This is a genomic window from Bradyrhizobium sp. WYCCWR 12699, assembly GCF_032144035.1.
In the GTDB taxonomy this organism is placed as follows: domain Bacteria; phylum Pseudomonadota; class Alphaproteobacteria; order Rhizobiales; family Xanthobacteraceae; genus Bradyrhizobium.
The window spans coordinates 49922-71050 of record NZ_JAVTJN010000007.1; the positions used below are offsets into that span (position 1 = coordinate 49922).

Consider the following 21129-nt stretch of genomic DNA (forward strand, 5'->3'; position numbering starts at 1 on the left):
GAACTGCCGCGGCAGCTCTGCTAGCGCATGCGCAAACCTCATTTTGCTGGAAGTTGACATGACCGACGCCATCCGCCCCCTGATCGCCGGCAATTGGAAAATGAACGGCCTGAAGGCCCAGGCTGCCGAGTTCGACGCCATGCTCACCGGCGCGGCAGATGTGGCCGCAAAAGCCGATCTGTTGGTCTGCCCCCCGGTGACCCTGATCGCAGCCTTTGCCGAGAAGGCGCGTGGCAAGACGGTCGCGGTCGGGGCCCAGGATTGCCATCCCAAGGCCTCCGGAGCCCATACCGGCGATATCTCCGCCGAAATGCTGGTGGATGCCGGGGCCGGCGCCATCATTGTCGGCCATTCCGAGCGCCGCGCCGACCACGGCGAGGGCGATGGCCTGATCCGCCAGAAGGCGGAAGCGGCCTGGCGCGCCGGGGCGACCGCGATCGTCTGCATCGGCGAGACGCAGGGCCAGCGCGACGCCGGCCAGACCCTGGACATTCTGCGCGGGCAGCTCGCCGGCTCGCTTCCCGATGGCTCGACCGCCGCGAATCTCATCGTGGCCTATGAGCCGGTCTGGGCGATCGGCACCGGCCTGACCCCCACGTCCCAGGATGTCGAGCAGATTCATGGGTTTATCCGGGAATTCCTGACCGCCAGGTTCAAGGCCGAGGGTAGCCGGATGCGCATCCTCTACGGCGGCTCGGTCAAGCCTTCGAACGCGGCCGAATTGATGGCCGTGAAGAACGTCAACGGGGCGCTGGTTGGCGGCGCCAGCCTGAAGGCGGCCGATTTCCTTGCGATTGCCAAGGGCTGCCCCTAACTCATTCAAACCGTTGGTTCGGAGCCGATCGGGGGTGGCAATACCCCCTCCGATCGTGTAACACCGCGCAACTTCAGGAAAACCCGCGAAGCGCGATCGGCCGCCGTCAGGCGCCGCCCGCTTGTGACGGAAGGGCACTATGCAGACCGTTGTCATCGTCATTCACCTCATGATCGTCGCCGTCATGATCGGCGCCGTCCTGCTCCAGAAGTCGGAAGGCGGCGGCCTCGGCATGGGCGGCGGCGCGGGCTTCATGTCGAGCCGGGGCACCGCGAACCTGTTGACGCGGACCACCGCGGTCCTCGCCGCGGGCTTCTTCCTCACCAGCATGTTCCTGTCCTGGCACGCCGGCTACAGCCGCGCGCCGTCGTCGATCATCGGCACGCCGGCGTCGCAGGGCCAGCCGGCCGGCGGCTCGCCAATCGCGCCGCCGACCTCGGGCGGCATCCTGGATTCGCTGAAGAAGGCCGACGAGCAGCAGCAGGCGCCGGCTCCGACCGGCCCGCAGGTGCCGCGTTCGCAATAAAGCAGGGGGGCCATGCAGGGCGATAGCTACCGTCCTGCATCAACAATCCCCATCAAGGCACTGTCACCACTCTTAGTTTTGGCTCACCCACAGGCCCGCAGAATCTTTTGGGGCGGAATACGAATCGCTTTGGCGAATCGAATTCGAGGGATTAGAGGTTAAGTCCCATGGCGCGGTACATATTCATCACCGGCGGCGTGGTTTCTTCGCTCGGCAAGGGTCTGGCTTCAGCGGCACTCGGTGCGCTGTTGCAAGCCCGGGGCTACAAGGTCCGCCTCCGCAAGCTCGACCCCTATCTCAATCTCGATCCCGGAACGATGTCGCCGTATCAGCACGGCGAAGTGTTCGTGACCGATGACGGCGCGGAGACCGATCTCGATCTCGGTCACTACGAGCGCTTCACCGGGCGGCCTGCGACCAAGGCCGACAACATCACCACGGGACGCATCTACCAGGACATCATCACCAAGGAGCGCCGCGGCGATTACCTCGGCGCGACCATCCAGGTGGTTCCGCACGTCACCAACGCCATCAAGGAATTCGTCCTCGATGGCAATGACGACTACGATTTCGTCCTCGTCGAGATCGGCGGCACCGTCGGCGACATCGAGGGCCTGCCGTTCTTCGAGGCGATCCGCCAGCTCAAGAACGAGCTGCCGCGCGATCACGCCGTCTACATCCATCTGACGCTGCTGCCCTTTATCCCGAGCGCAGGCGAGCTGAAGACCAAGCCGACGCAGCATTCTGTGAAGGAGCTGCGTTCGATCGGCATTCAGCCTGATATTCTGCTCTGCCGTACCGACCGCGAGATCCCGAAGGAGGAGCGCCGCAAGCTCGGCCTGTTCTGCAACGTGCGCGAAAGTGCCGTGATCGAGGCGCGCGACGTCGACAACATCTACGCGGTGCCCGAGGCCTATCACAATGCGGGTCTCGACGACGAAGTGCTCGCCGCCTTCGGCATCGGCTCGCGGATTCCGCCGGAGCTGCGCAGCTGGCAACAGATCAACGAGCGCGTGCGCAATCCCGAGGGCAACGTCACCATCGCGATCGTCGGCAAATATACCGGCATGAAGGATGCGTATAAGTCGCTGATCGAGGCGCTCTCGCATGGCGGCATCGCCAACAAGGTGAAGGTCAATCTCGACTGGATCGAGAGCGAGATCTTCGAGAAGGAAGATCCCGCGCCGTTCCTCGAGCACGTCAACGGCATCCTCGTCCCCGGCGGGTTCGGCCAGCGTGGCGCCGAGGGCAAGATCAAGGCGGCGCAATTCGCGCGCGAGCGGGACGTACCGTATTTCGGCATCTGCTTCGGCATGCAGATGGCGGTGATCGAGGCCGCGCGAAACCTCGTCGGCATCGAGGACGCCAACTCCACCGAGTTCGGCCCGACCAAGGAGCCCCTGGTCGGCCTGATGACGGAATGGCTGCGCGGCAACGAGCTCGAGAAGCGCTCGCAAGCCGGTGACCTCGGCGGCACGATGCGGCTCGGCGCCTATCCCGCCGCGCTCAATCGCGGCAGCCGCGTCTCCCAGGTCTATGGCGGCGCCACCGAGATCTCCGAGCGTCACCGTCATCGCTACGAGGTCAACACGGCCTACAAGGATCGCCTCGAGCAGCACGGCCTGAAATTCTCAGGCCTGTCGCCCGACGGCGTGCTGCCTGAAATCGTCGAGTACGAGGATCACCCCTGGTTCATCGGCGTCCAGTTCCACCCCGAGCTGAAGTCGCGGCCGTTCGAGCCGCATCCGCTGTTCGCCTCGTTCATCGAGGCGGCGGCGAAGCAGAGCCGGCTGGTGTAGCCGGCTCAACTTGCCTTCTTGATCATTCTGCGTAGCGCAGTGTCGATCCGCGACTGCCAGCCTGGCCCCGTGGATTTGAAGTGCTTCACGACTTCCGGGCTGAGCCGGATCGACACTGGAATCTTGGTCGGAGTCTTCTGTGGTCCGCGTTTGCCGACCATGGAAGTGAGCTGATTGGGCTTGATATCCTTCAACCGGACACCGGCAGGGAATTTTGCCGCCTTCGCGAATTCGGCTCGGGTCCACTCGGGGTTCTCGTCCACGGCGGATTGCTTAGTCTTCCGGGACATAGCGCTTCACCTCCTTGGCATGGGCGCGTCGCAGGCTGATCGGTCGATATCGCTCATCGCGAATGGTGAACACCAGGCAATGCCATCAATGAACCCGTAGGCTCGATAACGCGGATCGCCATGATCGAACGGTCCAACTGGAACGATCGCCCGGATTTCCATATCGGACCAACGCGCGAGCGAGACGCCGTGCTTCGCGACGTTCGCCAAGTCCTTCGCGCGATCGAAGCGGCCATTTTTCTGTACATACAATCTGGGCGTGGCTCCCTCAATTGCGAGCGGCAAACGGCAGGGGTGCCATGTGCGCTCGACCTCAAGACAGCCACGGCCACCGCCGCTATAACTCGCCGGCAATTTGAGGGAGGTTAGTCCAATGATCTACGAAATGCGCATCTATCGCTGCGTGCCCGGCCGGCTGCCGGCGCTCCTCAAGCGCTTCGAGACCGCCACGCTGAAAATCTGGGAGAAGCACGGCATCAAGCAGGCCGGGTTCTTCACGACGATGATCGGTGAATCCAACCAGGAGCTGACCTATTTCCTGGCCTGGGACTCGCTCGCCGAGCGCGAGAAGAAGTGGGGCGCGTTCATGACCGATCCGGACTGGATGAAGGCCCGCGCCGAGAGCGAAGCCGACGGCCAGATCGTCGGCAACATCGTCAGCCAGATCCTCACGCCCACCGCATTCTCGGCGGTGAAGTAGCGATTCCCGCCGCAGCGGGGAACTCCGGCGCAACCCTGATATTCTGATGGCCCGGGGCGAATAGGGTTGATCCGACCCTCATCGCGGCTATGGTCGCGCCGAAACGAGGGATTTGCCTTGAGCTCTTCGCATTCAGCGGCGCCGGTCGTCACCATTGGCAGCGTCAAATTCGGCAATGATCTGCCGATCTCGATCATTGCCGGACCCTGCCAGCTCGAAAGCCGTCAGCATGCGCTGGAGGTCGCTTCCGCGCTGAAGGAGATCGCGGCGCGGCTGAACATCGGCCTCGTCTACAAGACCTCGTTCGACAAGGCCAACCGCACCAGCGCGTCGGCGGCGCGCGGGCTCGGCCTGTCGCAGTCGCTGCCGATCTTCGCCGAGATCCGCTCCTCGCTCGGCCTGCCTGTCCTGACCGACGTGCACGAGGCCACGCAATGCGCCGAGGTGGCGCAGGCCGTGGACATCCTGCAGATCCCGGCCTTCCTGTGCCGGCAGACCGATCTGCTGCTGGCAGCGGCCGCGACCGGCAAGGTCGTCAACGTCAAGAAGGGCCAGTTCCTGGCGCCCTGGGACATGGCGAACGTCGTCACCAAGATCACCAGCGCTGACAATCCCAACGTGCTCGTCACCGAGCGCGGGGTGTCCTTCGGCTACAACACGCTGGTCTCCGACATGCGCGCGCTGCCGATCCTGGCGCGCACCACCGGCGCGCCCGTGATCTTCGACGCCACCCATTCGGTGCAGCAGCCGGGCGGGAAGGGGACTTCGTCGGGCGGCGAGCGCGAATTCGTGCCGGTGCTGGCGCGCGCCGCCGTCGCGGTCGGCGTCGCCGGCGTCTTCATCGAGACCCATCCCGATCCTGATCGCGCGCCTTCCGACGGGCCCAACATGGTGCCGCTGCGCGAGTTCGAAGGGCTGATCGCGAGATTGATGGGGTTCGACGCGCTGGCAAAGAACCCGCGCTGATGCAGAAGGGCGAGGCGCGGCCGCACGATCACGGTCTGCCGACGGCGCTCTACGTCATCTCAGGAGCAAGCTTTGCCGCAGCGCTGTCGGCGCGCGCGCTTGATCCGGTGCTGCCGCACGTCGCCGAGGATTTCGGCGTCAGCATCGCGACCGCCGCCGGCTTTGCCGCGGTGTTCGCCTTCACCTTCTCGATCATCCAGCCCATCGTCGGCGCTGCCGCTGATCTGTTCGGCAAGACGCGGTTGATGATCGGCTGCCTCGCGCTGCTCGGCCTCGCCAACATCCTGGGCGCGCTTTCGTCCTCGTTCTCGGTTCTGTTCGCGACCCGCATCCTCGCCGGCATCGGCTCGGGCGGCGTGTTTCCGGTGGCGCTCAGCCTGACCAGCGATCTGGTCGGGCCCGAGAAGCGCCAGGTCGCGATCAGCCGCACGCTGGCCGGCGCCATGACGGGCAATCTGCTCGGCGCCTCGGCCTCCGGCCTGATCGGCGATCTGCTCGGCTGGCGCGGCGTGCTCGCAGTGCTCGGCGCGCTCGTGATCGTGGCCTCGATCGCGGTCGCCGCCGGCTTTCGCGGCGCCAAGGTCCAGCATCCGCCGAAGACGAGCCTGTCGGCACTGAAGGCCGGCTATCGCACCATCTTCACCAATCCGAACGCCTATGTCTGCTATTCGGCGGTGTTCATCGAAGGCTGCTGCGTGCTCGGCCTGTTTCCTTACATCGCCTCGTTCCTGTTCGAGCTCGGCCAGACCTCGCTCTCGATCGCCGGCATGGTCATCGCGGGCTTTGCGGTCGGCGGCCTGTTCTACACGCTGACGGTGTCCCGCCTGCTGCCCTGGCTCGGCGTCAAGGGCATGATGATCGCGGGCATGACGCTGGTGGCCTCGCAGCTCGTTGCGGTCGCCTTCGGCCCGCGCTGGGAAGTGCAGGCGCTGAATCTCATCGTGATGGGGTGGGGCTTCTACATCGCCCACGGCTGTCTGCAGGTCTTCGCCAGCGAGCTCTCGGTCGAAGCGCGCGCCACCGCGCTATCGTTGCATTCGTTTTTCTTCTTCATGGGACAGACCGTCGGACCGCTCGCCTACGGCTTCGGGCTCCAGCATGCCGGCAAGATGCCGACCCTGTTTGCCAGCGCCGCGGTCATGGTGGTGCTGGGCGTCGTCTGTGCCCGGCTGCTCAAGCAGCGTGCGCCGTCTGACGCGCGGGTCTGACGAAAGTCGCTCGGGAACCCTGCAACTAAATCGGACGGACTGACCTTCAGCGTGCTACAGCCGGGAATGACAAAGTTTGTGATCGCCGCGCTGCTCGCCATGCTGCATGCCATGGCTCCGGTCGCCGCGCAGACGTCTGAAGCACAGCCCAAGCCACCCGTGACCGATCGCGAGCAGGTGCAAGCCGACCGCGCGAAAGCTGCTGCCGAGGAAAAGAGCGCGCCGACCACGCGTCCATGGGACAGAGATGCCAACGGCAAACGTCCCTGGGAAAGGTCATCCGTCACCAAGTAGCGCGTCGCGTGTGAGCATATCCACGCGCGTCTGTTCGCGTTGTCGTCAGCCCCGTCCGCGATAGGGCGCGACGCCTTGCTCCGGCACCCACAGGCCCTTGGGCACGCGGCCGGTCTGCCAGAACACGTCGATCGGAATGCCGCCGCGCGGATACCAATAGCCGCCGATGCGCAGCCATTTCGGCTTGATCTCGCTGGCGATGCGCTTGCCGATCATCACGGTGCAGTCCTCGTGGAAGGCGCCATGGTTGCGGAAGCTCGCGATGTAGAGTTTTAGCGATTTCGACTCCAGCAGCCACGGGCCGGGCGCATAGTCGATCATCAGATGCGCGAAATCCGGCTGGCCCGTGACCGGGCAGAGCGAGGTGAATTCCGGCACGGTGAAGCGGACGAGATAATCGGTGCCGGCTTGCGGATTGGGCACGCGGTCGAGCTGGGCGTCTTCCGGTGTGTGCGGCCACTCGACCGCACGGCCGAGCTGGAGGGATTTCTTCGCCGATGTCTTCGCCGATGTCTTGGCCATTGTGTCGTCACATCCTGTTTCGATGCCGGGATGGACGCAAATGCCGCTGTCGTCAACCGCTCGCGATGGTCTGGATCATGACGATCCGGTCGTTGCCGGACTCGCAGCCCCAGAGCTCGCCCGGCCGGCCGTCGAGCTGGCGCACATTGGCATTGGCCTTGTCGCTGGCGAACACGTTGAACGTCTCTGTCGCGGGATCGAAGCGCACGATGGCGTTCGCGGAGAAGTCGGTCAGCCAGACCTTGTCCTTGTCGTCGACATAGACCGCGTAGGGGCGGGGACGATCGCCCGGCAGCTTCCACGTCTTCCACGACGCAGCGGCGGGATCGTGCACCGAGACGTGGCCGCTATTCCACTCGCTGACCCAGATCCGGCTCTTCGAATCCGACCACACCCGCCGCGAGCCCTGGCCCGGCGTCGGCGGCTCGACAACGCTGGCGCTGCCCGTCGCCAGATCGATCTTGGCGATATAGCTGCCGGCGAGCGAGGCGTACCAGACATCGCCTTGCGGGGTGACAGTGATGCCGTAGGGACCGACGCCTTTGGGTGCCTTGAACACATTCACCTCGCCCGATCTCGGCGCGAGGCGGCCATAATAGCCGGACTGGCCGGTGAACCAGTAGGTGCCTTGCTTGTCGAACACGCCGGTGTTGAGATTGGCGGCAGCGAACTTCTCGGGCAGGCGGAACAGGGTGACCTTGAGATCGGAAGGATCGATCCGTGCGATCGCGTTCTGGCCGCCCTCGGTAATCCAGGGCGCGCCATCCGGGCCGATGGTCACGCCATGGGGAGCTGCGCCCTGACCGAGGCTGACCGTCTTGAAACGGCCATCCCGGGGATCGAGCCTGCCGAGCAGGCCCTTGCCCTGCGCGGTGAACCAGACCGAACCGTCAGGGGCGGGCGCCAGATCGTGTAGGCCGATGCCGGCGCTGACCGGGAAGTATCTTGTCCGGAACGGGCCTTCCTGGGCAAAAGATGGGCGGGCCGCCAACAGGGCGGCGCTCGATGCAAGAAACTGGCGTCGATTCATGGCGTTACCCCGACTGCTTGAGATTGAGGTTGGACGCGCAGATCAGTCGGGTTCAAGCTTAGCCCCGGCCGCTTCGCGCGTCAGGCGAAGCCCGCCGTCCAAGCGTTCACATTTGCTTGCGGCCCGTGTAAGACCCGCGGCACCGATCAGCCCTAACGAACGGAAGTGCACATCATGACCGCCATTATCGACATCATCGGCCGCGAAATCCTCGATAGCCGGGGCAATCCCACCGTCGAGGTCGATGTCGTGCTGGAAGATGGCGCGCTCGGCCGCGCTGCCGTGCCCTCCGGCGCATCGACGGGTGCCCATGAGGCCGTGGAACTGCGCGACGGCGACAAGGCCCGCTATCTCGGCAAGGGCGTCACCAAGGCCGTCGGCGCCGTCAACGGCGAGATCTTCGAGGCCCTGAGCGGCCTCGATGTCGAGCAGCAGGCCCAGATCGACCAGATCATGATCGACCTCGACGGCACCGCGAACAAGAGCCGGTTGGGCGCTAATGCCATCCTCGGCGTCTCGCTCGCCTGCGCCAAGGCGGCCGCGAACTCGCTCGACATGCCGCTCTACCGTTACGTCGGCGGCACCTCGGCGCGCCTGCTGCCGGTGCCGATGATGAACATCATCAATGGCGGCGTGCATGCCGACAACCCGATCGACTTCCAGGAATTCATGATCCTCCCCGTCGGCGCCTCGTCCTTTGCCGAGGGCCTGCGCTACAGCGCGGAAGTCTTCCACACGCTGAAGTCGGAGCTCAAGAAGGCCGGCCACAACACCAATGTCGGCGACGAGGGCGGCTTTGCGCCGAACCTGCCGTCGGCCGACGCCGCGCTGGAGTTCGTCATGAACGCGATCGGCAAGGCCGGCTTCAAGGCGGGCAGCGACATCGTGCTCGGCCTCGACTGCGCCTCGACCGAGTTCTTCAAGGACGGTAAGTACGTCTATGAGGGCGAGGGCAAGACCCGCTCGATCTCCGAGCAGGCCAAGTACCTCGGCGACCTCGTCTCGCGCTATCCGATCGTCACGATCGAGGACGGCATGTCGGAAGACGACATGGACGGCTGGAAGGAGCTCACCGACCTCATCGGCAAGAAGTGCCAGCTGGTCGGCGACGACCTCTTCGTCACCAACGTCAAGCGCCTCGCCGACGGCATCAAGACCGGGCGCGCCAACTCGATCCTGATCAAGGTCAACCAGATCGGCACGCTGACCGAGACCCTCGCCGCCGTCGAGATGGCGCACAAGGCCGGATACACCTCGGTGATGTCGCACCGCTCGGGCGAGACCGAGGATTCCACCATCGCCGACCTCGCGGTTGCCACGAACTGCGGTCAGATCAAGACCGGCTCCCTTGCACGTTCCGATCGCACCGCCAAATACAACCAGCTCCTGCGCATCGAGCAGCAGCTCGGCAAGCAGGCGCTCTACGGCGGCAAGGCGGCATTGAAGGCGCTGGCATAGGCCAGCGTCACCGCGCGAAGAACAAGGACAGGGGAGGATCGACATGAGCGACGGCAAGACCGGACTGCAACTGCGTTCGCTGCTGAAGAAGAGCGGCGAACTGGAATTGTCCCTCGTGAATGTCCCGACGCCGGAGCCGGCCGACGACGAGGTCGTGGTTCGCGTCGAGGCGACGCCGATCAACCCCTCCGACCTCGGGCTGCTGATCGGGCCGGCCGACATGTCGGCCGCGAAGGCCTCCGGCACCAAGGAGATGCCGGTCATCACCGCGACGATGCCGGAGGCGGCGATGCGGATGATGGAAGCCCGGCTCGATCAGTCGCTGCCGGTCGGCAACGAGGGCGCCGGCACGGTGATCGGGTCCGGATCGTCGGACGCGGCGAAAGCGCTGATGGGCAAGACCGTGTCGATGATCGGCGGCGCGATGTACACGCAATACCGCGTGCTGAAGGTCCGCGACGTCATGGAGCTGCCGGCGGGCACCACGGCTGCCGACGGCGCGTCCTGGTTCGTCAATCCGCTGACCGCGCTCGGCATGACCGAGACGATGCGGCGGGAGAACCACAAGGCGCTGGTGCACACCGCGGCGGCGTCCAATCTCGGCCAGATGCTCAACAAGATCTGCATCAAGGACGGCATCGGGCTCGTCAACATCGTCAGGAGCAAGGAGCAGGCCGACATCCTGCACAAGATCGGCGCCAAGCACGTCGTGGATTCCAGCGCGCCCAGCTTTACGGACGATCTCACCAATGCGCTGGTCGAGACCGGCGCCACGATCGCCTTCGACGCGATCGGCGGCGGCAAGCTGGCGAGCCAGATCCTGACCGCCATGGAAGTTGCGGCCAACAAGACCGCAAAGGAATACAGCCGCTACGGCTCCAACGTGTACAAGCAGGTGTATATCTACGGCAGTCTGGACAATCGGCCGACCGAATTGAGCCGGTCGTTCGGCCTGACCTGGGGCGTCGGCGGCTGGCTGCTCACGCCGTTCCTCCAGAAGATCGGTCCGGCCGAGATCGGCCGCCTGCGCCAGCGCGTCGCGTCCGAGCTCAAGACCACCTTCGCCAGCCACTACACCAAGGTGGTGTCGCTGACCGAGGTGCTCGATCCCGCCAACATCGCGGTGTACGCCAAACGCGCCACCGGCGAAAAATTCCTCATCAACCCAAATAAATAATCGTGATCTGCGACGGCGGGTCACCGCAAGAAGGTCTTGCCTTCTGAGCCCAGCGGCGGATTATTCCGCCGCTATCGAATGCGGAAAACCGCAAGGGCTCAGAAGGGGACATTTCCATGACCGATCTCAATCGCCGTCATCTGCTCGCTGGCGCAGCCGCCCTCGGGGCGGCTGCTGCGACCGGGCTTGGACCGACCACCGCCAAGGCCGCAGTGCCGCCAGCCGGGACGCAGGCGCCGGGCTTCTATCGCTACAAGGTCGGCGCTTTCGAGTGCACCTCGATCAACGACGGTGCGCGCACCTTCCCGATGCCGGACAAGTTCGTCGCCAATCTGTCGAAGGACGAAGCGCTGGCGGCGGGCGAGGCGGCCTACATGCCGAAGGGCATGGTCACGGTGCCGTTCAACCCGCAACTCATCAACACCGGCTCCAAGCTGGTCCTGATCGACACCGGCAACGGCATTGCGAATTTCGAGGCGAGCAAGGGCGCGGTCGGCCGCACGCTGCAAAATCTCCAGGCCGCCGGCGTCGATCCGAAGAACATCGACGTGGTGCTGCTCTCGCATCTGCACCCCGATCACACCAACGGCATCCGCCTCGCTGACGGCGCGCTCGCATTTCCCAATGCCGAGATCATGGTGCCGGGCAAGGACTGGGAGTTCTGGACCAGCGAGGAGAACGCCGGCAAGGCCGAGTCCAATCCGATGATGAAGAACTACTTCGCCAACGTGAAGAAGACCTTCGCTGGCCTCGAGTCCAAGGTCACAAAGTACGAGTGGGGCAAGGAGGTCGCGCCGGGCATCACCTCGATCGCAACCCCGGGCCACACGCCGGGCCACACCTCGTTCGCGGTTGCCTCGGGCGATGCGAAGGTGCTGATCCAGTCCGACGTCACCAACATCCCGGAATTCTTCCTGCGCAATCCCGACTGGCACGTGATGTTCGATGCCGACGCCGCGCTGGCGCAGGAGACGCGCCACAAGTTCTACGACATGGCGGCCGCGGAGAAGGCGACCGTGATCGGCTTCCACTTCACGTTCCCGTCGGTCGGCCATGTCGAGAAGGACGGCGCGAAGTATCGCCTGATCCCGTCGGCGTGGAATCCGACGATCTGAGTGACTTCAAGGTCCGCGCGAATGTCAGGCCGCCCCAGGGCGGCCTGATTGTTTTGGTTCGTAGCCCGGAATACGCTTCGCTCCATCCGGGCTGCCGGCCCAACCATCTGCTTTCGCGAAACACAGCGTTTCCAAATCGGGCCGGTTCATGCACTTGCATCCATCGGTCCAGATAGCTTAAGTGCCGACGGCACTTCTCCCTCAAGGTTTCAAGGACACCTCATGGCCTACAACATCGTCACGATCGCCGGCAGCCTGCGCAAGGAGAGCTTTTCGCTGAAGATCGCCAACGCGCTCGCCAAGCTTGCGCCTGATACGCTCAAGCTCGAGGTGGTCACGCCGGCGGGCATCTCGTTCTTCAACCAGGACCTCGAGGGTGCGCCGCCCGCGGACTGGCTGGCCTTCCGCGACAAGCTGCAGAAATCGAACGGCGTCCTGTTCGTCACCCCCGAATACAACCGCTCGATCCCGGGCGTCCTCAAGAACGCCATCGACGTCGCCTCGCGCCCCTATGGCAAGAGCTCGCTCCTGGGCAAGCCGGTCGGCATCATCTCGAACTCGCCGGGACCGCTCGGCGGCGTCAGCGCGGCCAAGCATCTGCAGAACATCCTGCCGGGCATTTCCGGTCCGCTGCTGCAGCAGCCGGAAATCTACCTCAACGCCGTCGGCGATGCGTTTGACGCGAACGGCAACCTGACCAAGGACTCCCTGAAGACGGTGCTGCAGCAGTACATCGACGCCTTCGCCGCGCACGTGGCGAAGAACCAGGGCTGAGGCTCGTGGTGTCGTTCCGGGGCGATGCTTCGCATCGCCCCAAAATGACTCGCCAACCTGAATTAGCACTCCCTTAACCAACTTGTCCCATCTTCCCGAGATGGTCTCCCGCGCGCGCCTGAAATCGATCCTGACCGGACTTGCCCTCTACGCGATGGCGGCCGCCATCGTCGGCTATTTCGGCGTCAACGCCTATACCGGCAAATACGGCCTCAACGCGCGCCAGGAGCTCGACCAGGAAATCATCGCGCTGACCAGCGAGCTGGCCCAGCTCAAGCGCGAGCGCGCCAGGAGCGAGCAGCGGGTGTCGCTGCTGCGGTCCGAGCGGATCGACCCCGACATGCTGGACGAGCGGGCGCGTTTCCAGCTCGACTATGTCAATCCGCGCGATCTCGTTCGGATGATCCCGGCGAAGTAGCGCTTTCCGCAAGCTTCGAAATCGACGGCGAAAGAAGCTGCCGAAATCCGACTCCTCCTTCGAAGGTCGTAATTTCGGAACCGCAAGTTGCCTTGACGGCAGCCCGGCGGCGGGCCCATGGCTTCTGCGACGCTCACTGAAGTTGACGAAGATCAAACAGGCGGCGCGGGCACGTCATAGTCTGTCATCGGAGGAAACTGTGATGAATGGGTCAATGCCCCGCCATCACGCGGCCCGTGTCGAGGCCGCCATTGCGTCAGGCCAGGCGGCACGATCCGCGCTTGTGGCCTCGTGGCGCCGTTCGTCCAGATTGCATCATCTCGATCCCGGAGGCCGCACCTCGCCGATGCGGCTGACCGAAGCCGAGCTGCACCAGGCGCGCGAGCGCATCGCGCCGCTGCTGGCCGCCGCGCAAGGCGCGATGGACCGGCTCTATCAGGCGGTCGGCGCGAGCGGCTGCTGCGTGCTGCTTGCCGACGGCGAGGGCGTGCCGGTCGATCGTCGCGGCACGCCGGCGGACGACGCAACGTTTCAGTCCTGGGGCCTGTGGACCGGTGCGCTCTGGAGCGAGGAGCACGAGGGCACCAACGGCATCGGCACCTGCCTTGTGGAGCAGCGTCCGCTCACCATCGACCGCGACCAGCATTTCTTCGCCCGCAACACGCTGTTGAGCTGCTCCGCCGTTCCGATCTACGACCATGTGGCGGCGCTGGCGGGCGTGCTCGACGTCTCCTCCTGCCGGGCCGACCGGACCGATGCGTTTTCCAGTCTGATCGCGCTTGCGGCGGGCGAGGCGGCCAAGCGGATCGAAGCCGATCTGTTCCGCAGGGCCTTTGCCCATGCCCGCATCGTGCTGACGCAAGCTGCGGACGGCCAATGCGGAGGCCTTGTCGCGGTCGATGCGGACGACCTCGTGATCGGCGCGACCCGCTCCGCCCGGGTGGCGCTCGGAATTGCCCCTGGCCGGGCCTTGCAGCCGGTGCCCGCGGCCGATCTGCTCGGCGGCGATAGCGCGCGCGATCATCTTGCCGGCGGTCAGCGCGGCGTGGTGCAACGGGCGTTGCTCCGTGCCGGCGGTAACGTCTCGGCAGCCGCCAAGGCTCTCGGCGTCAGCCGGGCCACGCTGCACAGAAAGCTCAAGCGGTTCGAGCTGAATCACTGAGCCTGCTTAGCTTCCAATCGTCACGGGCTATCTATCCCAATATCGCCGTGGAATCTGCGAGCGCTCAATCTCGCCCTGCCTCGCCCCACGACTGTCGCAGAACTGCGACAGGTCGGCTTCGCCATCGCTTCCGCCTGGGCTGACAGAAATCGCCTCCCGGATCATCGTCCGCGCAAGTCGCGATCACGCGACGAATTGCGCAAACAGCAATCAACGGGAGTGATCAATGAACAAGGTCGAATTTCTCAGCGTCACCAAAGTTCCCTTTGCCGAACGCTATGACAATTTCATCGGCGGCAAGTTCGTCGCGCCGAAGTCCGGCAAATATTTCGACAATGCCTCGCCGGTGACCGGCCAGGTCGTCTGCAAGATCGCGCGCTCCGACGCGCAGGACATCGAGGCCGCGCTCGATGCGGCGCATGCGGCCAAGGGCGCCTGGGGACGGACCAGCGTCGTGGAACGCGCGATCATCCTCAACAAGATCGCCGATCGCATGGAAGAGAACCTCGAGCGTCTTGCCATCGCCGAGACCTGGGACAACGGCAAACCGATCCGTGAGACCCGAGCCGCCGACATCCCGCTCGCCATTGATCACTTCCGCTATTTCGCCGGCGTCGTGCGCGCCCAGGAAGGCTCCATCGGCGAGATCGATCACGACACGATCGCCTATCATTTCCACGAACCGCTCGGCGTGGTCGGCCAGATCATCCCCTGGAACTTCCCGCTGCTGATGGCCTGTTGGAAGCTCGCGCCCGCGCTCGCCGCCGGCAATTGCGTGGTGCTCAAGCCCGCCGAGCAGACCCCGGCCTCGATCATGGTCTGGGCCGAGATCATCGCCGACATCCTGCCGCCCGGCGTGCTCAACATCGTCAACGGCTTCGGCCTCGAGGCCGGCAAGCCGCTGGCCTCCAGCCCGCGCATCGCCAAGATCGCCTTCACCGGCGAGACCTCGACGGGCCGGCTGATCATGCAATATGCCAGCCAGAACCTCATTCCGGTGACGCTGGAGCTCGGCGGCAAGTCGCCGAACATCTTCTTCAAGGACGTCACCGCCGAGGACGACGACTACTTCGACAAGGCGATCGAAGGCTTCGTCATGTTCGCGCTGAATCAGGGCGAGGTCTGCACCTGTCCGAGCCGCGCGCTGGTTCACGCCGACATCTATGACCGCTTCATGGAGCGGGCCTTGAAGCGCGTCGCCGCGATCAAGCAGGGCGATCCGCGCGATGCCACCACCATGATCGGCGCGCAGGCGTCGGGCGAGCAGCTGGCGAAGATCCTGTCCTACATCGACATCGGCAAGCAGGAGGGCGCCAAGTTGCTGGCGGGCGGCGGACGTGCCGAGCTCGGCGGCGATCTCGCCGGCGGCTTCTACGTCAAGCCGACCGTGTTCGAGGGCCACAACAAGATGCGGATCTTCCAGGAGGAGATCTTCGGGCCCGTGGTCTCGGTCACGACCTTCAAGAACGACGACGAGGCGCTCGAGATCGCCAACGACACGCTGTACGGCCTCGGGGCCGGCGTCTGGAGCCGCGATGCCAACCGCTGCTACCGCTTCGGCCGGGCGATCCAGGCCGGCCGGGTCTGGACCAACTGCTACCACGCCTATCCCGCCCATGCGGCGTTCGGCGGCTACAAGCAGTCAGGCGTCGGTCGCGAGACCCACAAGATGATGCTCGATCATTATCAGCAGACCAAGAATCTCCTGGTCAGCTACAGCCCGAAGAAGCTCGGCTTCTTCTGATCGGATGGCCGGAGAGGGCGGCGCCATGTCCGGCGCCGTCCGCTCCGACGACCGGGCCAGCATGGCCCATAGTTCTTGATCCGGCCACGAAGCCGCACGCACTGCGTCGCGCGTAGATTTGTTGCCCGATCAGCGCCAAAGATTTTCCAATATTTCGACCACGTTGCAGTGCGGCATAATGAAAGTCGCGCCATGTCGCCGCGGTGCTTTCCAAGGGCGTTTGAGTTGGGTTAGAGAGGGCGTGAGTTTTCTCTGACCCGGAATTCCTATGGCCGCACCCAAGAAAGCCGCCGCAAGCACTCCACAGGACAAGACCGACGGCGGTTCGCCTCCGGAATTCACCAGGGAGCAGGAGCTCAAGGCGCTCCGCGACATGCTCCTGATCCGGCGGTTCGAAGAAAAGGCCGGCCAGCTCTACGGCATGGGCGCGATCGGCGGCTTCTGCCACCTCTATATCGGCCAGGAGGCCGTCGTGGTCGGCATGCAGATGGCCCTGAAGCAGGGCGATCAGGTCATCACCGGCTATCGCGATCACGGCCACATGCTCGCCACCGGCATGGATGCCAACGGCGTCATGGCCGAGCTCACGGGCCGCCGCGGCGGCTATTCCAAGGGCAAGGGCGGCTCCATGCACATGTTCAGCAAGGAGAAGCACTTTTACGGCGGCCACGGCATCGTCGGCGCCCAGGTCTCGCTCGGCACCGGTCTCGCCTTCGCCAATCATTACCGCAGCAACGACAATGTCAGCGTCACCTATTTCGGCGACGGTGCGGCCAATCAGGGCCAGGTCTATGAGAGCTTCAACATGGCGGAGCTCTGGAAGCTGCCGGTGATCTACGTCATCGAGAACAACCGCTACGCCATGGGTACCTCGGTCTCGCGCGCCTCGGCGCAGCAGGATTTCTCCAAGCGCGGCGTGTCCTTCAACATCCCCGGCAAGCAGGTCGACGGCATGGACGTCCGCGCCGTGAAGGCCGCCGGCGACGAAGCCGCCGCCTGGTGCCGCGCCGGCAAGGGCCCCTACATCCTGGAGATGCAGACCTACCGCTATCGCGGCCACTCGATGTCCGACCCCGCAAAATATCGCACACGCGAGGAGGTCGAGAAGGTCCGCCACGATCAGGACCCGATCGAGCAGGTGCGCAACCGCCTCCTGGCCGCGAAGGTCAGCGAGGCCGATCTCAAGGCGATCGACGCCGAGGTGCGCGACATCGTCAATGCGTCCGCCGATTTCGCCCAGCATGATCCCGAGCCGGATGCCGCCGAGCTCTGGACCGACGTTTACCGCTGAACGCGCGCAAGCTTTCTCTTGGAGTCGATATGCCAATTCAAGTGCTGATGCCCGCGTTGTCGCCCACGATGGAGAAGGGCAACCTCGCCAAATGGCTGAAGAAAGAGGGCGAGACGATCAAATCGGGCGACGTCATCGCCGAGATCGAGACCGATAAGGCGACGATGGAGGTCGAGGCGACCGACGAGGGGACGCTCGGCAAGATCCTGATCCCCGAGGGGACCGCCGACGTCGCCGTGAACACGCCGATCGCGACGATTCTCGCCGATGGCGAGAGCGCGGCCGATCTTGCCAAGGCGCCCGCGCCGGCTGCGAAGGCGGCCGAGTCTGCGCCGCCTGCTGCCGCAAAGGCCGAAGCGCCTGCGCCGAAGGCTGCGCCGGCGCCGCAGACCGTCGCTGAACCCGATCCGGAAGTGCCCGCGGGCACCGAGATGATCACGCAGACCATCCGCGAAGCGCTGCGCGATGCCATGGCCGAAGAAATGCGCCGCGATGCGGACGTCTTCGTGATGGGCGAGGAGGTTGCCGAATATCAGGGCGCCTACAAGGTCACCCAAGGCTTGCTCCAGGAATTCGGCGCCAAGCGCGTCATCGACACCCCGATCACCGAGCACGGCTTTGCCGGCGTCGGCGTCGGCGCCGCGATGACCGGCCTCAAGCCGATCGTCGAGTTCATGACCTTCAACTTCGCCATGCAGGCGATCGACCAGATCATCAACTCCGCGGCCAAGACGCTCTATATGTCCGGCGGCCAGATGGGTTGCTCGATCGTGTTCCGCGGGCCGAACGGCGCCGCCGCGCGCGTCGCCGCCCAGCACAGCCAGGATTACTCGGCCTGGTACTCCAACGTGCCCGGCCTCAAGGTCGTCGCGCCGTTCTCGGCGGCTGACTACAAGGGCCTGCTCAAGGCCGCGATCCGCGATCCCAATCCGGTGATCTTCCTCGAGAACGAGGTGCTCTACGGCCACACTGGCGAAGTGCCGAAGCTCGACGATTTCATCATTCCGATCGGCAAGGCGCGCATCGTGCGCTCCGGCAGCCACGTCACCATCATCTCCTGGTCGAACGGCATGACCTATGCGCTGAAGGCCGCCGACGAGCTCGCCAAGGAGGGCATCGAGGCCGAGGTGATCGACCTGCGCACGCTGCGCCCCATGGACACCGAGACCATCATCAATTCGGTGAAGAAGACCGGTCGTGCCGTCACGGTGGAAGAGGGCTGGGCGCAGAGCGGCGTCGGCGCCGAGATCGCCGCGCGCATCATGGAGAACGCCTTCGATTATCTGGACGCGCCGGTCGCGCGCGTCTCCGGCAAGGACGTGCCGATGCCTTATGCCGCGAATCTGGAGAAGCTCGCGCTGCCCTCGGCGGCTGAAGTCGTCGAAGCCGCCAAAGCCGTCTGCTACAGGTAGGCCATGGCGGGCCCGAAGGAGCAGCCACTGCCGCCCGACGTCATGACCCGCGACGACGCGGTCGAGATCCTGCGCGTGTTCGTGCTGGACGGCGGGCTGTCGATGGCGTTCCAGCGGGCCTTTGAAGAGCCCGACATGTGGGGCCTGCTGCTCGTCGATCTCGCCCGCCACGCCGCGCGCGCCTATGCGCGCGAGAGCGAATACACCGAGGAAGACGCGCTCAGCCGGATCCTGGAGATGTTCCAGGCCGAGATCGAGCGTCCCACCGACACCGGCACCACGACGCCGCGCGGCAGGGGGCACTGACCGTGACAGTCGAAGCCCATCATTTCGATTTCATGCTGGAGGCGATTCGCGAAGCCGAGGCCTCGATCGCGCAGGGCGGCCTGCCGATCGGCGCCGTGCTGACGCGCGAGGGCAAGGTCATCGCCCGCGGCCACAACAACCGCGTGCAGGAAAAGAACGTGATCCTGCACGGCGAGATGAGCTGCCTGCGCGAGGCCGGCGTGATCTCGTTCCACGACACGATCATGTACACCACGCTGTCGCCATGCTCGATGTGTGCCGGCGCGCTCGCGTTGTTCAAGGTCAAGCTGGTGGTGATCGGCGAATCCGTCACCTTCGAGGGCTCCAAGGATATCCTCGACAAGTTCGGCATCCCCTGGATCGACCTTGCCGACGAGCGCTCCATCGCCATGATGAAGAATTGGCGTTCCAATCCCGCCAATGAGCGCCTGTGGCAGGGCGACATCGGCAACTAAACCTGGTCTGTTCGTCTTCGGCTGTCGAAGATGAATTTTTGCAAAGTTTGTCTTGAGGTCAGCATGCCCATCAACATCCTGATGCCCGCTCTCTCGCCGACGATGGAGAAGGGCAACCTCGCTAAATGGCTGAAGAAGGAAGGCGACAAGGTCAAATCCGGCGACGTCATCGCCGAGATCGAGACCGACAAGGCCACCATGGAGGTCGAGGCGATCGACGAGGGCACGATCGCCAAGATCCTGGTGCCCGAGGGCACGCAAGACGTCCCGGTCAACGACGTGATCGCGGTGCTCGCCGGTGAGGGCGAGGACGTGAAGGCGGCCGGTAGCGCCAAGCCCAGCGCTTCGGCTGCACCTCCGAAAGCAGAGAAGCCCGCTGAAGCTCCGGCTGCTGCTGCGGCTCCCGCGCCGGCAGCGCCGAAGGCCGCACCGCCGCCCGCCGCCGCACCCGCGCCCCAGGCGGCTCCGGCCGCGCAGAGCAACGGCCACGCCGGCCGCGTGTTCTCCTCTCCGCTGGCGCGACGTCTCGCCAAGGAAGCAGGCATCGATGTCGGTATGGTCACCGGCACCGGTCCGCACGGCCGCGTGGTCGCCCGCGACGTCGAGCAGGCCAAGTCCGGCAAGGGCCTCAAAGCCCCCGCCGCAGCGCCGTCCGGCGCGCCCTCGATCGCGCCCACCATGTCGGACAAGCAGATCCTGTCGCTGTTCGAGCCCGGCTCCTACGACATCGTCCCGCATGACGGCATGCGCCGCACCATTGCGCAGCGCCTGACCGCGTCGATCCAGAATGTCCCGCACTTCTACCTGACAATCGACTGCGACATCGGCAAGCTGCTGGCCGCGCGCGAGGAGATCAACGCGGCTGCGCCCAAGGACAAGGAGAAGAAGCCGCTCTACAAGATCTCGGTCAACGACTTCGTCATCAAGGCGATGGCGGTCGCGCTGCAGAAGATCCCGAACTGCAACGTCAGCTGGACCGAAAGCGGCATGGTCAAGCACCACCATTCCGACGTCGGCGTCGCCGTGGCGATGCCGGGCGGCCTGATCACGCCGATCATCCGGAAAGCGGAGACCAAGACGCTCTCCACCATCTCCAACGAGATGAAGGATTTTGCCGCGCGCGCTCGCTCCCGCAAATTGAAGCCCGAGGAATATCAGGGCGGCACCACCGCCGTCTCCAACCTCGGCATGTACGGCATCTGCCACTTCACCGCCGTGATCAACCCGCCGCATGCGACCATCCTCGCGGTCGGAACCAGCGAGGAGCGGCCTGTGGTGCGCGGCGGCAAGATCGAGATCGCGCACATGATGAGCGTGACTTTGTCGTGCGATCACCGCGCCATCGACGGCGCGCTCGGCGCCGAGCTGATCGGCGCGTTCAAGCAGCTGATCGAAAACCCTGTGATGATGATGGTCTGACGGGGAGGCGCAGGGTGAATGCGAACGCGCTGGCCCTGGATCTCCCTGTTGCTGTCGGCCGCGCTCGTGTTCAATCCAGTCGGGCTCGATATTCTGCATTCCGCGTTCTTTGCCGGCGAGCAGCTGGCAAGGAGCATCGGCCAGGCGGTCGTCATGATTGCGCTGGCCATCATGGCCGGCGCGATCCTTTTCGAATGGCTGGTCCGGGTTTTGATTTTCAGGCGCCGCGCCCGCGGTGCGTCCACGTGA

Annotated in this window: 24 protein-coding genes; 20 read left to right on the forward strand and 4 right to left on the reverse strand. The window is 64.9% G+C overall.

Annotation, left to right across the window (positions count from 1 at the left end; translation table 11 throughout):
* Positions 1-58 precede the first annotated feature (58 nt).
* The 3 genes from tpiA to RPS27_RS07765 all read left to right on the forward strand — a co-directional run bounded on the left by tpiA (position 59) and on the right by RPS27_RS07765 (position 3139).
* On the forward strand, positions 59-814 hold the full coding sequence (gene tpiA, locus RPS27_RS07755; RefSeq protein WP_211416867.1) for a triose-phosphate isomerase: 756 nt from the start codon (positions 59-61) through the stop codon (positions 812-814).
* A 139-nt stretch (positions 815-953) separates the two neighbouring features.
* Positions 954-1340 carry a preprotein translocase subunit SecG gene (gene secG, locus RPS27_RS07760; RefSeq protein WP_211416868.1) on the forward strand — a complete coding sequence of 129 codons (387 nt, stop codon included), beginning with the start codon at positions 954-956 and terminating at the stop codon, positions 1338-1340.
* Positions 1341-1507: 167 nt separating this feature from the next.
* Entirely contained in the window at positions 1508-3139 is a 1632-nt protein-coding gene (locus RPS27_RS07765) for a CTP synthase (RefSeq protein WP_194407932.1), read from the forward strand.
* Between the two features lie 5 nt (positions 3140-3144).
* Here RPS27_RS07765 and RPS27_RS07770 read toward each other — a convergent pair whose 3' ends face one another.
* Both RPS27_RS07770 and RPS27_RS07775 read right to left on the reverse strand, forming a co-directional pair.
* Positions 3145-3402 (reverse strand): BrnA antitoxin family protein, encoded by a 258-nt coding sequence (locus tag RPS27_RS07770; RefSeq protein ID WP_313753953.1) that lies wholly within the window; start codon positions 3400-3402, stop codon positions 3145-3147.
* 33 nt (positions 3403-3435) lie between these two features.
* Positions 3436-3681 (reverse strand): hypothetical protein, encoded by a 246-nt coding sequence (locus RPS27_RS07775; protein ID WP_313753954.1) that lies wholly within the window; start codon positions 3679-3681, stop codon positions 3436-3438.
* Between the two features lie 121 nt (positions 3682-3802).
* Between RPS27_RS07775 and RPS27_RS07780 the strand changes: the two genes are divergently transcribed.
* The 4 genes from RPS27_RS07780 (at position 3803) to RPS27_RS07795 (ending at position 6597) form a co-directional block, all read left to right on the forward strand.
* Positions 3803-4129 carry an NIPSNAP family protein gene (locus RPS27_RS07780; protein WP_211416870.1) on the forward strand — a complete coding sequence of 109 codons (327 nt, stop codon included), beginning with the start codon at positions 3803-3805 and terminating at the stop codon, positions 4127-4129.
* A 117-nt stretch (positions 4130-4246) separates the two neighbouring features.
* A complete protein-coding gene (gene kdsA / locus RPS27_RS07785) occupies positions 4247-5095 on the forward strand; it encodes a 3-deoxy-8-phosphooctulonate synthase (protein ID WP_212069121.1) in 849 nt (282 codons plus the stop codon).
* Positions 5095-6303, forward strand: coding sequence for an MFS transporter (locus RPS27_RS07790; RefSeq protein ID WP_212069120.1), 1209 nt, complete (start codon positions 5095-5097; stop codon positions 6301-6303). The genes kdsA and RPS27_RS07790 overlap by 1 nt, the downstream gene beginning before the upstream one ends.
* Positions 6304-6369: 66 nt before the next feature.
* Positions 6370-6597 carry a hypothetical protein gene (locus tag RPS27_RS07795; RefSeq protein WP_212069119.1) on the forward strand — a complete coding sequence of 76 codons (228 nt, stop codon included), beginning with the start codon at positions 6370-6372 and terminating at the stop codon, positions 6595-6597.
* Positions 6598-6642: 45 nt separating this feature from the next.
* Here the strand turns inward: RPS27_RS07795 and queF are convergent, their stop codons facing one another.
* Together queF and RPS27_RS07805 are read right to left on the reverse strand one after the other, a co-directional pair.
* On the reverse strand, positions 6643-7119 hold the full coding sequence (gene queF / locus RPS27_RS07800; protein WP_194407939.1) for a preQ(1) synthase: 477 nt from the start codon (positions 7117-7119) through the stop codon (positions 6643-6645).
* A gap of 52 nt (positions 7120-7171) precedes the next feature.
* The gene (locus RPS27_RS07805; protein ID WP_212069118.1) at positions 7172-8149 is read right to left on the reverse strand and encodes a lyase; all 978 of its coding nucleotides are present in this window, start codon (positions 8147-8149) and stop codon (positions 7172-7174) included.
* A 174-nt stretch (positions 8150-8323) separates the two neighbouring features.
* Between RPS27_RS07805 and eno the strand changes: the two genes are divergently transcribed.
* The 13 genes from eno to RPS27_RS07870 all read left to right on the forward strand — a co-directional run bounded on the left by eno (position 8324) and on the right by RPS27_RS07870 (position 21129).
* Positions 8324-9607 carry a phosphopyruvate hydratase gene (gene eno / locus RPS27_RS07810; protein WP_212069117.1) on the forward strand — a complete coding sequence of 428 codons (1284 nt, stop codon included), beginning with the start codon at positions 8324-8326 and terminating at the stop codon, positions 9605-9607.
* A gap of 43 nt (positions 9608-9650) precedes the next feature.
* A complete protein-coding gene (locus RPS27_RS07815; RefSeq protein ID WP_212069116.1) occupies positions 9651-10784 on the forward strand; it encodes a zinc-binding dehydrogenase in 1134 nt (377 codons plus the stop codon).
* Positions 10785-10900: 116 nt separating this feature from the next.
* A complete protein-coding gene (locus RPS27_RS07820) occupies positions 10901-11899 on the forward strand; it encodes an MBL fold metallo-hydrolase (protein ID WP_212069115.1) in 999 nt (332 codons plus the stop codon).
* 222 nt (positions 11900-12121) lie between these two features.
* Positions 12122-12673, forward strand: a complete 552-nt coding sequence (locus RPS27_RS07825; RefSeq protein ID WP_212069114.1) for an NADPH-dependent FMN reductase — start codon at positions 12122-12124, stop codon at positions 12671-12673.
* Positions 12674-12773: 100 nt separating this feature from the next.
* Entirely contained in the window at positions 12774-13091 is a 318-nt protein-coding gene (locus tag RPS27_RS07830; protein WP_028141594.1) for an FtsB family cell division protein, read from the forward strand.
* 202 nt (positions 13092-13293) lie between these two features.
* Positions 13294-14253, forward strand: a complete 960-nt coding sequence (locus RPS27_RS07835) for a helix-turn-helix domain-containing protein (RefSeq protein WP_212069113.1) — start codon at positions 13294-13296, stop codon at positions 14251-14253.
* Between the two features lie 226 nt (positions 14254-14479).
* Positions 14480-15997 carry an aldehyde dehydrogenase gene (gene adh, locus RPS27_RS07840; protein WP_194407946.1) on the forward strand — a complete coding sequence of 506 codons (1518 nt, stop codon included), beginning with the start codon at positions 14480-14482 and terminating at the stop codon, positions 15995-15997.
* A gap of 268 nt (positions 15998-16265) precedes the next feature.
* The gene (pdhA, locus tag RPS27_RS07845; protein ID WP_211416879.1) at positions 16266-17288 is read left to right on the forward strand and encodes a pyruvate dehydrogenase (acetyl-transferring) E1 component subunit alpha; all 1023 of its coding nucleotides are present in this window, start codon (positions 16266-16268) and stop codon (positions 17286-17288) included.
* Between the two features lie 29 nt (positions 17289-17317).
* Positions 17318-18700 carry a pyruvate dehydrogenase complex E1 component subunit beta gene (locus tag RPS27_RS07850; RefSeq protein WP_212069112.1) on the forward strand — a complete coding sequence of 461 codons (1383 nt, stop codon included), beginning with the start codon at positions 17318-17320 and terminating at the stop codon, positions 18698-18700.
* Positions 18701-18703: 3 nt separating this feature from the next.
* Complete coding sequence (locus RPS27_RS07855; protein ID WP_212069111.1) at positions 18704-19006, forward strand: DUF5076 domain-containing protein; 303 nt, start codon at positions 18704-18706, stop codon at positions 19004-19006.
* Between the two features lie 32 nt (positions 19007-19038).
* Complete coding sequence (locus RPS27_RS07860; protein WP_249132476.1) at positions 19039-19461, forward strand: nucleoside deaminase; 423 nt, start codon at positions 19039-19041, stop codon at positions 19459-19461.
* A 63-nt stretch (positions 19462-19524) separates the two neighbouring features.
* Complete coding sequence (locus tag RPS27_RS07865; protein ID WP_212069110.1) at positions 19525-20880, forward strand: pyruvate dehydrogenase complex dihydrolipoamide acetyltransferase; 1356 nt, start codon at positions 19525-19527, stop codon at positions 20878-20880.
* An 18-nt stretch (positions 20881-20898) separates the two neighbouring features.
* Positions 20899-21129 carry a hypothetical protein gene (locus tag RPS27_RS07870; RefSeq protein ID WP_212069109.1) on the forward strand — a complete coding sequence of 77 codons (231 nt, stop codon included), beginning with the start codon at positions 20899-20901 and terminating at the stop codon, positions 21127-21129.